5 protein-coding genes are annotated in these 12,884 nt (G+C 69.3%); 1 reads left to right on the forward strand and 4 read right to left on the reverse strand.

The genetic code is table 11. The annotated features are described in order from the left end of the window. Positions 1-10 precede the first annotated feature (10 nt). A complete protein-coding gene (locus OV427_RS48565; RefSeq protein WP_267863088.1) occupies positions 11-2,755 on the forward strand; it encodes a M16 family metallopeptidase in 2,745 nt (914 codons plus the stop codon). A 10-nt stretch (positions 2,756-2,765) separates the two neighbouring features. Here the strand turns inward: OV427_RS48565 and OV427_RS48570 are convergent, their stop codons facing one another. The 4 genes from OV427_RS48570 to OV427_RS48585 all read right to left on the reverse strand — a co-directional run bounded on the left by OV427_RS48570 (position 2,766) and on the right by OV427_RS48585 (position 12,782). Continuing rightward, positions 2,766-8,282 (reverse strand): DNA repair ATPase, encoded by a 5,517-nt coding sequence (locus tag OV427_RS48570; protein WP_267863089.1) that lies wholly within the window; start codon positions 8,280-8,282, stop codon positions 2,766-2,768. A 122-nt stretch (positions 8,283-8,404) separates the two neighbouring features. Next, the gene (locus OV427_RS48575) at positions 8,405-10,564 is read right to left on the reverse strand and encodes an SPFH domain-containing protein (RefSeq protein WP_267863090.1); all 2,160 of its coding nucleotides are present in this window, start codon (positions 10,562-10,564) and stop codon (positions 8,405-8,407) included. Between the two features lie 121 nt (positions 10,565-10,685). Continuing rightward, on the reverse strand, positions 10,686-11,507 hold the full coding sequence (locus tag OV427_RS48580) for a hypothetical protein (protein WP_267863091.1): 822 nt from the start codon (positions 11,505-11,507) through the stop codon (positions 10,686-10,688). 237 nt (positions 11,508-11,744) lie between these two features. After that, positions 11,745-12,782, reverse strand: coding sequence for a methyltransferase (locus tag OV427_RS48585; RefSeq protein WP_267863092.1), 1,038 nt, complete (start codon positions 12,780-12,782; stop codon positions 11,745-11,747). Positions 12,783-12,884: the final 102 nt, after the last annotated feature.

The raw sequence follows: 12,884 nt of genomic DNA on the forward strand, positions 1-12,884 counted from the left end.
GACGTCACGAATGACGATTCGGCTCCTCTGGCTGATGGCCCTGGCCACCGCCACGAGCGCATGTCTGGGAGTGCGCGGCGCCCCTCGCTTCGGAGCCATGCGGACGGACTCGCGCCCCTTGGAGTTCCGTCACGACATCCGCCTGTACACCGTCGACAACGGAATGACCGTGGTCCTGTTGCCAGACAGGCGCACCAACCTGGTCACGGTCGATGCCCGCTACCTCGTCGGGGCCGCGGACGACCCCGCCGGGCGGGCCGGCCTGGCGCACCTGGTCGAGCACCTGACCTTCGAGGCCCGGACCGACAAGAACCGGGCCAGCATCAAGGACCTCCTCGGCGAGGCGGCCCTCTACAGCAATGCCTTCACCAGCCACGACGTCACCCACTACACGGCCACGGCGCTCGCGCACCGGCTGCAGGACGTGCTCGAGCTGGAGGCGCAGCGCCTGGAGATGAACTGCGAGCTGCTCGACGACGCGGTCTTCCGCCGCGAGCGCGACGTGGTGTTGGAGGAATCCGCCGAGCGGCGCACGCCATGGAGCGACCTCAACCTGGACGTCATGCGCGCGGTGTGGGGCGAGCTCCACCCGTATGCCCGTGGACTCGGCACGCGCGAGGTCGCGAATGCGACCCGGGATGAAGTCTGCGGCTTCCTCGGCAACCACTACGCACCGGACCGGCTGATGCTGGTCGTCACGGGTGACTTCGACCCCGACCAGGCCGCCCAGGTGATTGCCAGACGCTTCGCCCAGGACACGTGGAAGAGCAACGCCCGGCGAGCCCCCGTCCAGGAGGCCCGGCTCACGGGCACCCGCTCCCGTCATCGTGCCGACGTCGAAGATGCGGTGGCGATGGTCTTCTTCCCGGCGCCTCCCTGGGGAGGCGCCGACGCGGTGCTGCACCTGCTGGCGCTCAATCAGTTTCGCCGGGTGATGGGCGAGGCCTCGGAAGAGGAGGACTGGATCACCGGCGTGGACGTCTCCACCGCGGGCGCGGGGCAGGCGCGGTTGATTCGCATCATGCTCTCCGTTGATGACCCCAAGCACCTGGACGCCGCGGTCGACGAGGTCTTCGAGCGCGCACCCACGATGTTCGAAGAGGTCCATCCGTACGTAGCCGCGAGGCTGCTCGGCAAGCTCCAGACCGGCTACGTGGCGGCCTACGAGTCGTTCGAGGACCGGGGCGCCTGGCTCGGTGACTACCTGACCTATACGCGTCACGACCGCTTCATGGTGCCCGAGATGGAAGTCCTGGCGCGCACCTCCATGGTGGACGCCGACCGCTATGCCCGGGAGAGGTTCGTCCGGAACAAGAGCCACGTCGCCCTGGTGGAACCCAGTGGCAAGCCAGCGACCGCCACACCGGCAACCGTGGCCTCGGACCGCGAGCCCGACCTCGCTCCGTGGCGGGCAGCCGTGGATGCAGCGGAGGCGCAGCAGCCGCTACCCGCGCCGGCCTCGCGCGGCCACGGCGCCGTCGAAGAGCAGCTCCTGGACAATGGGCTCCGTGTCCTCCTGGCGCCGGACCCCACCAGCGCGCTGGTCGATGTGCGGTTGGTGTTCCCGTATGGCGACGCGGCGGACCCGTCCGAGCGCCGTGGCCGGGCCGTCGCGGCCGCCTCCTTGCTGGAGCCCGACCCGAATCATCTCTATGCAACCGGCGACTCGTTGCTGATCGGGTGGGGCTTGAGCACCGGCACCCAGCTGGACACCGATGTCTCGGAGACCTCCACTGTGTTCGTGGCGCGCGGCGCCTCCAACCTGGCGGACTGGCACGTGTGGCGGCTGTCATGGCTCATCGACCAGTGCGTCTATTCGAGCAACACCGTGACGGCCTTCCGCGACGGCGCCGTTCGCGCCAGCAGCAAGGACGCCGATCCAGCGGGGGTGCTGGGCCGGCAGCTCCTGTTCGGAGCCGGGCATCCCTATGCGACTCCGCCTCCGACCGGCGATGCGTGGAGCTGGCTGACCCGGGACGAGCTGGAGCGCTACCGCCTGACGCACTACGTGCCGCGCGGGGCCACGCTGCTCGTCACCGGCGGCTTCGACGCCGCGGCGATGCGAAAGCATGTCCAGACGCTGTTCGGCCCGTGGTCCGATGCGCCCTCCGAGCGGCCCGTGCCGCTCCCCGCCGCCCAGCCCGAGTGGGGACCGAGCTGGGTGGGAACGAGGGACGCGACCCGGACGCAGGTGGGGCTGGAGGTGGCGTTCGCGACCGCGTCCGACCCCGACCGCAATCTGGCCGCGCGGCGCGTCCTGAGCGAGATGGTCAGGGACCGGCTGCGGATCGTCCGCGAGGGCATGGGGGCCTCCTACGGCGTGCAGGTGTCCTACGCCGCGGGGACCGGCGGCGGCGCGTTCTACATCGAGAGCGAGCTCGCTCCGGCGCGGGCGGCGAAGGCCGCGAGCGCCATCGTCTCCGAGCTCGATGCGCTGCGCACCGGAGCCGGCACCATGGTGGAGGACTTCGTGAGGGCGCGGCGCCGCGCACTGGCCACCGCGATGGCGGACACCGCGGACGTGAGCGCCCGGGCGGACAGGCTCGAATACAGCGTGCGCAAGGGCCTGCCCATCGACCACCTCGACCAGGTCGCGCTCGCCATCAGCAAGGTCACCCCGGCCGAGGTCGCCGCCGTGGCGGCCGCCGACCTCGCCTCCCGCCACAGGGTGGTCTCGGTCACCGCTCCCGGCGACCGCCTGGACGAGGTCTTCACCGCGCTGAAGGCGACGGGGCCCCGCATCTTCGACAAGTAGGGACCACGCCCTACCGGCGCAGCATGGAGCGGAGGAGCTCCAGGGCCTCCGTCACGTTCTGCCAGACCTGGAGCGACTTGACGCCCTCTCCCTCTCCCTGAATGGCGCGCCGCGAGGCCCGCTCCAGGGGGAGGAGCACGCCCTCCACCAGCTCGATCTGCCGGCTCAGCTCCGCCGGAGACGGCCCGGCGATGGCCGTGCGCTGGAGCGCCTCGGCGGGCACGCTCGCCGACACATTCACCGGCCGCTCCGCCAGCGCGGCGATGGCCCGCGAGAGCTGCTCCATGTAGGGCCCGAAGTCCGGCGCGGGCGACTGCGCCGCCACCACGGCCGGGGCCGCCGGCTGCTGCGCCTGCACCGCCACCCGCTCCGTGAGCGCCTTGAGGAGCTGCGCCAGATGCTTGAGGTACGGCGCCATGTCCGTGGCCGGCGTCGCGGCCGGCGCGGGAGGAGGCGTGTCCTTCACCTCGCGGCCCACCTTCGCCACCTCCAGCACGGCGTCGCGCAGGGACTCCAGATGGGGCAGCACGTCCTCCGCCGGATTCGTCTGCTGCTCGCCGCCGCGCGCCACCTGCGAGGCCGCCTGCACCACCGCGTCGCGCACCGCGCCGAGCTGCTCCTCGATTCCACTGAGCTGGCCGGTGACGCGGGCCACGGGGTCGTCCTCCTTGCCCCCCATGCGCTTCACGCGCGCGAAGCCCTGCTTGATGTCCTCCCAGCGCTTCGCCTTCTCCGGCGTCAGCCGGCCGCGCATCTCCGCCAGCTTGAGCAGGTTCTGCTCCGCCGCCGTGGTGAGCGTCTGCGACTCGCCCTGGTAGTGGTCGTCGATGAGCCGCTCCAGCTCGGCGTCCGTCATCGCCGCGACGACCTTCTCCGTGAGCTTGTTCATGTTGCGGTAGCTGCCCTGCAACTTGAACGCGGGCTCGCTGCGGAAGCGCTCGTCCTGCGCCGCCGAGGCGATGTACTGCATGTTCACCTTCAGCAGCACCTTCTGCACGGTGAACATGCGCTGGAACACCGCGACGATTTCCTGCAGCTCCGCCGCCGCGTAGCCGTGCTTCAGCTCGCCCGCGGGCACCTCCTCGCCCTGCGCCATGCGGATGAGGCGGTGCGTGTCGGCAGGCTCTCGCGTGGCCAGCGGCGCCGTCGCCAGGTTGGAGGTCAGCGCGTTCTCGATGTAGCTGAGCGCGAACAGGTGCTCCTTCCCGTCGAGGATGTCACCCAGGTTGTAGGTGTCCGCGCGGTTGGCGAGCATGTCCGGAATGCGGAAGCGCTCGCCCGTCTCCGTGTACGGGTTGCCCGCCATGACGACGCAGAACTTCTTGCCGCGAAGGTCGTACGTGCGCGTCCGGCCGTTCCACACGCCCTCGATGCGGCGCTGGCCGTCGCAGAGCGAGATGAACTTCTGGAGCAGCTCCGGGTCCGTGTGCTGGATGTCGTCGAGGTAGAGCATCACGTTGTTGCCCATCTCGAAAGACAGGTTGATGCGCTCCACCTCCTGGCGGGACGTCGCGTTGGGCGCTTCCGCCGGGTCCAGCGACTTCACCGCGTGGCCCAGCGCGGGGCCGTTCACCTTGACGAAGGTGAGGCCCAGCCGGCTGGCCACGTACTCCATCAGCGTCGTCTTGCCGTAGCCCGGCGGCGACATGAGCAGCAGCATGCCCATGCGGTCCGTGCGCTTGCCCTCGCCCGCCGCGCCGAGCTGCTTGGCCAGGTTGGCGCCGATGAGCGGCAGGTACACCTCGTCGATGAGCCGGTTGCGCACGAACGAGCTGAGCACCTTCGGAGACAGCTCCTCCAGCCGCAGCTTGCGACGCTCGCGGTCCAGCAAGTCACGCAGCATGGCGCGGTAGGCCTGGTACTGCGGCACCCGCACCTGCCGGAACTCACCCGTGCGGGCGAGGAACTCGTCCAGGCGCACGGACAGCTTCCGGTCCTGGATGCGCGGGTGGTTGCCCAACAGCGCCGTGACTTCGGTGGCCGTCAGCGCGCCCGCCGGCTCGCGGTCCAGCTTGCGCTCGGTGAGCAGCAGCACCGCCGTCTCCAGCGCCACGTGCGCCCACGCGCCGGGGCCCTCCTCGCGCTTCGTCAGGTACGCGTCCACCCACGCGCGCGAAATCTCCAGCCGCGAGCCCAGGTCCTTCTCCAGCCCGCGCAGGTCGTCCTCGAAGGCCGAGCGCGAGCCCTGCCTGTCCAACTGCCCCAGGAACAGGTCCTTGAGCGCCAGGGCCTCGCCGCTGGTGGTGAAGCGCGGGCGCTCCACGCCCAGTTCCTCCACGAGGTAGCGGCCCGCCTGCCGCGCCTCCGCGGGCGAGTGCCCGAGGCCGTGCGAGGTGAGGAACGCGGCCACGCGCTCGCCCAACTCGGTGCCCAGGTCCGCCAGCCCGCCGGTGGAGGCGAAGGTGGTGCGCAGCCGCGAGAGGCTGCGCGCGCGCCGGTGGAACAGCGCCCGGCCCGCCTCGTCCGTGTCGAAGGCCCAGAACAGCGCGGCCCAGGCGCGAGGCACCGGGGCGAAGCGCAGGAGGCCCGCGCCCTGGTGCAGGTGGAGCAACTTCTCCAGCAGCGCCGCCGCGTCCGCGTCGTGCACGCCGCGCTCGTAGCCCTCGTCGAAGCGGTCCGCCGAGTACGCACGCACCTTCTCCAGCAGTGCGCCGCCCACCGTGGCTTCATGCAGGGCCGTCAGCGTCAGCCCGCCCTTCCCGTCCTCCGCGTCGGCCAGGACGCACGCGGCCAGGTACTCCGCCCGGTACATGTCGCGCGACTCGGAGACGAGGTGCTGCTCCCAGAGCTCGCGGTACTTCAAGAGCTCCGGGTCCTCCACCTTCTGCGAGTAGTCCGTGCCGGTGAGCTGCAGGTACAGCGCGCCCTCGCGCGGCACCAGCGTCAGCTCCAGCGGCTGCGTGTTCACGTTGAAGCGGAACGCGCCCAGCTTGATGAGCGAGTCGCCGTCCGCGAACAGGTCCTGCCTGTCGCGCAACGCACGCAGCGCGTCCTGCTTCGCGGACTTGATGCGCGACTGGACCTCGTCCGCGCGCACGCTGTCCTGCAGGCCCATCAGCTGCTCGGCCAACTGCCGCAGCTTGAGGATCATCGCGTCGGACGCGAAGTACCCGTTGAGCTCGTCGTCCGTCTTGAACGACTTCGCACGGCGCTGCACGCCCTGGAGGATGCGCTCCGCGGCGCTGAAGAGGCCCTGCGCGCGGCGCTGGCGCTCGTCGACCAGCGACTGCTTCCGGGCGCCGAAGGCCTCCAGCAGCTCCTCGCGCTTCTGCGTGATCTGCCCGAGGAACTCGTCGAACTCGCCGAAGCGGCCCTCCAGCTCCTCCAGCAGCACCGTGAGTCGGGACAGCGCCTCGTCACAGCGCTCCGGCGAGTCCGCCTGCGTCAGCGCGCTCTCGATGCTCTGCCCCAGCAGTTTGAACTGGGCGCCGAACTCCGCGCGCTTCTCGCGGCCGGACAGCTCCTTGCGCTTCGCCCCCAGGCTGGCGCGCACCCGGTTGAGGCGGCTGAACAGCTCGGAGATGCCCTCGAGGATGCGCGCACGGGCCAGCGGGTCGCCCACCTGGAGCCCGCCCACCACCTCGCCCAGCACCTCCAGGCCGTGGGCCGTCTTGTCCACGTCCTCGCCCAGCGGCGCCAGCTCGGACGTCGTCTGGAGGGGCTCCAGCTTCGCCAGCAATTCGTCCAGGCGCGTGGCCAGCGGCTGGAGCGCCTCGCCCTTCTGGAGGAAGTCCACGCAGGCCGCGCTGGCCTTGTCGGACGCCTCCACCACCGCGGCCTCCAGGGCGTCCACCCGCCCCAGGTCCATGTAGCGGATGTCCTTGAGCGTAATCAGGTGGCCGCGCTGCTTGCGCAGGTCCGCCAGCGCCTGCATGAAGGCCTCGGCGTGGGTGAGCTGCTCCGGCTGCACGCGCAGCAGCAGCTCGTCCTGGGCCGTCACCGCCGTGGCGAGCGACTCGGTGGCGCGCTTCTGCAGCGTGAGGACCTTCTCGAACTCGTCGATGATGAGCTCGGAGGTGCGCCGCAGCGCCTCCACCGGCTCCTGCAGCGCCGTCTCCGCGTGGCCCAGCCAGTAGTACGCGTCCATCGCGCGGGTGGACGCGGAGACGAGGTCCTCGTAGGTGCGCCGCGTGGGCTTGTCCGACTTCGCGATGCGCTGGAGCGTCAGCGCGTCGGAGATGCCGCGCACCAATTCCGCGTTGCCCACCTTGCCCAGGTAGCCGGGGGCCGGAGGCGTGGCCGCCGCGTGCTCCGCGGAGACGAAGGGCGTCTGCCACACCTGCATGGGGTGGACGCGCGTGGCCTCCGCCGACGTGGCGCGGAACACCACCAGTCGCCCGTCCGCGAAGAGGCTCATGCCGTGGGCGACAATCGGGTTCTGCACCTCCTTGCGCACCAGGTTGTACGGAAAGAGCACATAGGCGCCCTCGTCCCGGCGGTGGAAGACGTAGAGCACGTCCTCACCGTTCGGCGAGCGGATGGACCGGATGAACTCCATGCCTTCCGCGGCCGCGGCTCCGTCGAAGACCTTGAAGTCTCCCGTCTGGAGGTAATAGCCGCCGGGGAAGACGATGCCCTGGTCCTCGGGCAGCCGCACGCAGGACTGGCCGATGGCGTCGATGCGCACCACGTGCTGCGTGCGCGAGTTGAAGACGAGGTAGCGGTACGCCTTCTCGCGGAACGGCAGCACCCGCAGGAGGATGAGCGTGCCCACCTGGGCCCAGGCGAACTCCGCGTCGTCCAGCGACTGGTCGGGGTCCTCCACGGGCTCGCTGTAGATGCCCATGCCGGTGGAGGTGTTGTCCTCCACCTTCACGGTGAGGTCGCCCTTCACCGTCTCCACGAACACCTGGTCCAGCACGTTGACGTGCGGGTGCTGACCGGTGACGTAGTTGTCGCGCGTGGCCACCGTCCACTCGAAGTCGTGTGACGGCGGGAAGACGTGGTCTCGCTCGCCCTGGTTGTCCAGGTACGTGGCGCGGCCCTCCACGTCCACGCTGAAGCGGAAGACCTTCACGTCGCGCAGCGACTGGCCCGTCTGGAAGATGGCCAGCAGGCGCGAGTCGCGGTGGCGCAACTGCAGGAGCTTCGCGTCCTTGTAGTACTTGTACAACTCGCCGAAGTCCTTCACGAAGCGCGGGTCCGCGAGGAAGCCGCCGGCCTCGGTGTTCGGCACCGTGGACAGGTCGAAGCCCTCGGCCGTCTTCTCGAAGCGGTGCAGCGAGAAGACGTCCGACACGGACGTCTCCTTCTTCAGGCCGATGAAGACGTTGTAGCCGAAGAGGAGGTACTTCCCGACGCTGACGATGTCGCGCGGGACGCAGTTGTTCTCGGTGCGCACCCGCTCGTTGCCAATGACGGAGAGCTCCGTGCCGCCAAAGAGCGTCTTGCGACGCGCGTTGAGGTCGTTCGCCTTCGCGCCGAGCGCGTCCGCCTGCGCCAGCAGCCGCGTGCGGATGACCTCGTAGCTGCCGCCCTCCAGCGCCGCCTCGCCCGAGGGAGCCGCGCCCTTGCCGTCACTTGCCATGGATGTTCACCGGAAGAAGCGTAGACCCCCGCCAGAGCCCCCTCATGGGGAAGCCAGGGCGAGGGTCGTCGTACCAACCCGCCGCCACCGCGAAGGAGCGCGGTGGCGGCCCCATCAGCCTCTCAGCCCTGCTTGTCGGCGGAGGGCCGGCTGTCGTCGGCCACCAGCGCCTTCAGGCCCGCGCCCGCCGAAGCCACCGGGCTGGACGCCATCTTGTGCAGCAGGGCGGCCACGGCCAGGTTCTGCGCGTCGCCGCTCAGGCCCGGCTTGGAGAGGATCTCCTTCAGGTCCGCCGGCAGGTCCTTCTCGCCGTTGAGGTAACCACCGAGCGCCTTCTTCAGGGCCTCGCCGTGGTCCAGCGCGCCGTCCACCGCGGTGCCGAACGACACCGCCTTGACGAAGCGCTCGAAGAACTGGCCGTCGCCGCCGACGATGTTGAACTTCGCGTTGGCGAACGCCTTGGCCAGGACTTCGGCCTGGGCGTGGGCGATGTCCTTGCGCACGCGGATGGTCTCCAGCTCCACGTCGCGCTCCTTGTTGAGCTTGAGGCGGAACTCCTCGTGCTCGCGGCCGACGCCGTCCATCAGCTTCATGGACGCGGCCTTCTCGGCGAGGCCCCGGGCCTCGGCGAGCAGCTTCTCCTGGATGGCCGCGGCCTCCGCCAGCTGCTTCTCGCGGATGGCAATGGCCTCAGCCTCGCCGCGCTTCTGGATGGCGCCAGCCTCGGCCTCCTGGATGCGGGCGCGGGCCAGGCCCTTCTCCTGCTCACCCGCGGCCTCCGCCAGCAGGCGCTCGCGGACGATGTTCGCCTGGGCGTGGCCCTGCTTCTCGATGGCGCCGGCCTCGGCCTCCTTCACGCGCACCTGCGCCATGCCGAGCTTCTCGGTGGCCTGCGCGTCCGCTTCCTTCACCCGCACCTCGGCGAGGCCGTGCGCGGCGGACTCGGCCTGGATGCCCTCGGCCAGACGCATCTTCGCCTTGGCCGACTTGTCGGCGGCCTCGAGGTCCGCCTCGGCCAGGGTGAGCTTCTCCTTCGCCATGAACACGGCCATTTCGCTGTTGGCCTTGGCGGCGTTGACGTCCTTGACGGTCTTCTCCTGGGCCGCGCCCTCGGCGGTGATGATGAGCGCGTCCTTCTTGCGGGTGGCATCGGCCTTCACGCGCAGGTCCTTGATGCGCTCCTCCTCCTCCGCCACCGTCTTCTCCACGGCGATGCGGGCGCGCACCACGTCGGCGATGAGCTTCTTCTCGCCCTCCAGCGCCTTCTCCTTGGCGATGCGCTGCAGCTCCGTCTCGCGCTCGCGGTTGATGGCCTCCAGGGCGCGGTCCTTCTCCACGCGCTCGGTCTCCACGCCGACCACGCGCTCGCGGTTCTTCTGGGCCACCTCGACCTGGCGCTGCTTGTTCTGCTCGTTGATGAGGATTTCCTCCTCGGCCTTGATGCGGGCGAGCTCGGACTTGGCGTGCTCCTCCTGCTTCACGCGCTCGGCCTCGGAGGACTCACGCGCGTGGATGCTGTCGATTTCCCGCTTCTGCTTCGCGGAGGCCTCCTCGCGCTGGCGCTCGAGGGCGAAGATGGCCTCATCCGCCTCGACGTTGCGCTTGGTGACGGCCATGCGCTCGTCCTGGCGCAGCTCGTTGGTGAAGACGTTCTGCTTCGTCGTCAGCTCGGTGATCTTCCGGATGCCCTCGGCGTCGAGGATGTTGTCCTTGTCGAGCATCTCGACGGGGGTCTGCTCCAGGAAGTCGATGGCGCAGTCCTCCAGCATGTAGCCGTTGAGGTCGCGGCCGATGACGCGGACCACCTGGTCCTTGATTTCATCACGCTTGGTGTAGAGCTCGACGAACTCGAAGCTCTTGCCCACCGTCTTGAGGGCCTCGGAGAACTTGGCCTCGAAGAGGTTCTCCAGCGTCTCCTGGTCGGAGGCGCGCGCGCAGCCGATGGACTGGGCCACCTTGAGCACGTCCTCGCGCGTCTTGTTCACGCGCACGAAGAAGGTGACCTTGATGTCCGCGCGGATGTTGTCCTTGCAGATGAGGCCTTCCTTCCCGCGACGGTCGATTTCGACCGTCTTCAGGGAGATGTCCATCACCTCGGCGCGGTTGATGATGGGGTACACCACCGTGCCGGTGAAGGTGACGTGCGGCTCGCTCTTCAGCGTGTTGACGATGAGGACCTTGCCCTGGTCCACCTGGCGATAGAGCCGGACGATGGTGAGGGCGATACCACCGAGGACGATGACACCCACCAAGATGATGGGGAGGAGCTGGTAGAGTTCCATGGCCTTTCCTGTACGTGATGACCGCGGGCCTTGTACCAAGCTCCGGAAGCCCCCCGCAAAAGCCTCCCGGATGGTGATGTGCCGACGACCGCCCTCCCAAAGGGCCGCCGCCGGAAGTCTCTCAGTGACGAGCCCTGGCGCGAGCGATGCTGGCGGCCTTGTCCGGGTCATCGAGCTGCTTCGCTTCTTCCGGGAGGAGCCAGTCCACCGGCTCCACCTCGTAGACGTGCCGCTCGGTGTCGTAGCCGAGGATCAGCGCCGGGTCTCCGCGCTTGAGGACATTGGCCTTGGCGCAGACGACGTTGAGGATGAGGCCCGCGCCCCCGTCCTCGAAGGTGGCGTGACCGAAGCGCTCCGTCACGCTGCCGCTGGAGATGTTGCACACGCGGCCCATCAATTCCTGACGGCCGGGGGCGCGCTTCGCCACGAAGACGGGGCGCAGCGGCCGCACGGCGAGGCCGGAGAGGACCAGGGCCGCGACGAAGCACGCGAGGCCCAGGGCTCCGCTGATGAGCCACGAGGGAAGCGCCGGCCCCAGCGCCGCGTGCACGGGGCCCGCGCTCAGCAGCGACAGCGTCCAGGAGATGAAGCCCACGAGGCTGACGGACACGGTGAGGGGGATGCCCGCGAAGCCCAGCGCGGCGAGGATGCCGCCGTCCACGTCCGCGGAGTGGTCATGCGCCGCCGCGGCCTTGACGCCGCCTTCCAGCGCACCACCCGCCGCCTTCGCGCCGCCCTCCAGCGCACTGCCCGCCGCCTTGAGGCCCCCCTGGAGCGCGCCACTGGCGGCCTTGGCGCCACTCTCGAAGTCCAGGTGGCCGTCGAGCATGTCGATGCCCACCGCGCCGATGATGACGAAGAGCCAGTACGTCAGCACCACGCCCATGACGATGGTGAAGACGGCGGTCGGAAAGGCGAGGATGGCGCTGAGGAACTCGGTCATGGGGCTCGGCAGGCACTCTAATCGAGCTGTATTCCCATCGAAAATGCGGCCAGGCGCTTTTCTGGTGGGCCCATGGGCGGGCATCCAGGCGACGCCTGGGGTGCCGTGCGGCATCGAGCCGCGCATCGACCTGCTCGTGTTGGTCGCCACGACGAGCGAGGGCCTCCACTCCGCGGAGAAGGCCCTGCTCGACATGCTCGGCGAGGCGAAGCACCGGGGCTCCGCCCGCCAGGAGCGTCAGGCCGGGACGAGTTCGACGACGCTCGGGGGCATGGTGGTGGGCAGGATGTTGGCAACCTTCATCCCGGCCTTCTGCGCCAGCGCGATGTACTCCGCCTCGGTGCGCTCCTGGCCACCCACGAGCACGAGCATCGCCATGTCGTAGAGGTTGCCGAAGTGCATCGCGTTGTCGCCCGGCAGCACCGTCTCCACGATGAGCAGCTTCGAGTCGGGGCGCATCGCCTGGCGGATGTTGGAGAGGATGCGCAGGCTCTTCTCGTCGTCCCAGTCGTGGAGGATCTGCGACAGGATGTAGACGTCCTGTCCCTGGGGAATCGTGGCGAAGAAGTCGCCGTCGACGACGTCACAGCGCTCCTTCAGCCCCATCGACGCGAGCCGCTCTCGCGCCTCCACCGCCACGTGGGCCATCTCGAAGATGGAGCCCCGGATGGCCGGGTGCGCCTGGAGGATGTGCGAGATGAGCGTGCCGGTGCCGCCGCCCACGTCCATGACGGTGCGGGCCGCGCTGAAGTCATACGCGTTCACCACCGCCGGGGCGTTGAGCGTCTGGTACGCGGCCATGCTCCCGTTGAAGATGGCGGCGTCCTCGGGGTGCGCGGCCAGGTAGTTGAAGAACGAGTCGCCCATGAACTTCTCGACGGACGGCTGGCCCGTGGTGAGCGAGCCCTTCAAGTCCCCCCACGCCTGCCAGGACAGGATGTGGCCGTGCGCGCGCAGCGAGCCATAGACGGAGCCGGGGTTGTCCTTGCGGAGCATGCTGCCCAGCTCGGTGAGCCCCCAACAGTCGGACTGCTCGTCCTTGCGCAGCACCCCCAGGCCGCTGAGCAGGCGAAGCATCCGGCGCAGCGCGGGCGCGTGGGTGCCGCTCGCCTTCGCGAGGTCCTCCACGCTCTTGGGCACGTCACCGATGGTGTCGGCGAGGCCGAGCTCGGCCATGATTTGTAGACATCGAGAAACCCAGAAGCCGTACACCATCTGGGTCATGATGAGGGCCGCGGGAGGAGGAGTGCTGGACGGTCGAGGGTGCTGGCTCATGAATCCTTCTCGGGGGATGGAAGGAACGACAAGGCTGGAACCTAGAAGGTAGGCTGTAAAATCGCTATTGGTCTGTTGTGCATGTCTTGCTGTTTTCTCAAC

Source organism: Pyxidicoccus sp. MSG2 (assembly GCF_026626705.1).
Classification (GTDB): Bacteria; Myxococcota; Myxococcia; order Myxococcales; family Myxococcaceae; genus Myxococcus.

Coding starts and splice junctions, on each gene's coding strand:
- OV427_RS48575 (WP_267863090.1), bottom strand. CDS start 10,564: ATGGAACTCTACCAGCTCCTCCCCATCATCTTGGTGGGTGTCATCGTC.
- OV427_RS48580 (WP_267863091.1), bottom strand. CDS start 11,507: ATGACCGAGTTCCTCAGCGCCATCCTCGCCTTTCCGACCGCCGTCTTC.
- OV427_RS48565 (WP_267863088.1), top strand. CDS start 11: ATGACGATTCGGCTCCTCTGGCTGATGGCCCTGGCCACCGCCACGAGC.
- OV427_RS48570 (WP_267863089.1), bottom strand. CDS start 8,282: ATGGCAAGTGACGGCAAGGGCGCGGCTCCCTCGGGCGAGGCGGCGCTG.
- OV427_RS48585 (WP_267863092.1), bottom strand. CDS start 12,782: ATGAGCCAGCACCCTCGACCGTCCAGCACTCCTCCTCCCGCGGCCCTC.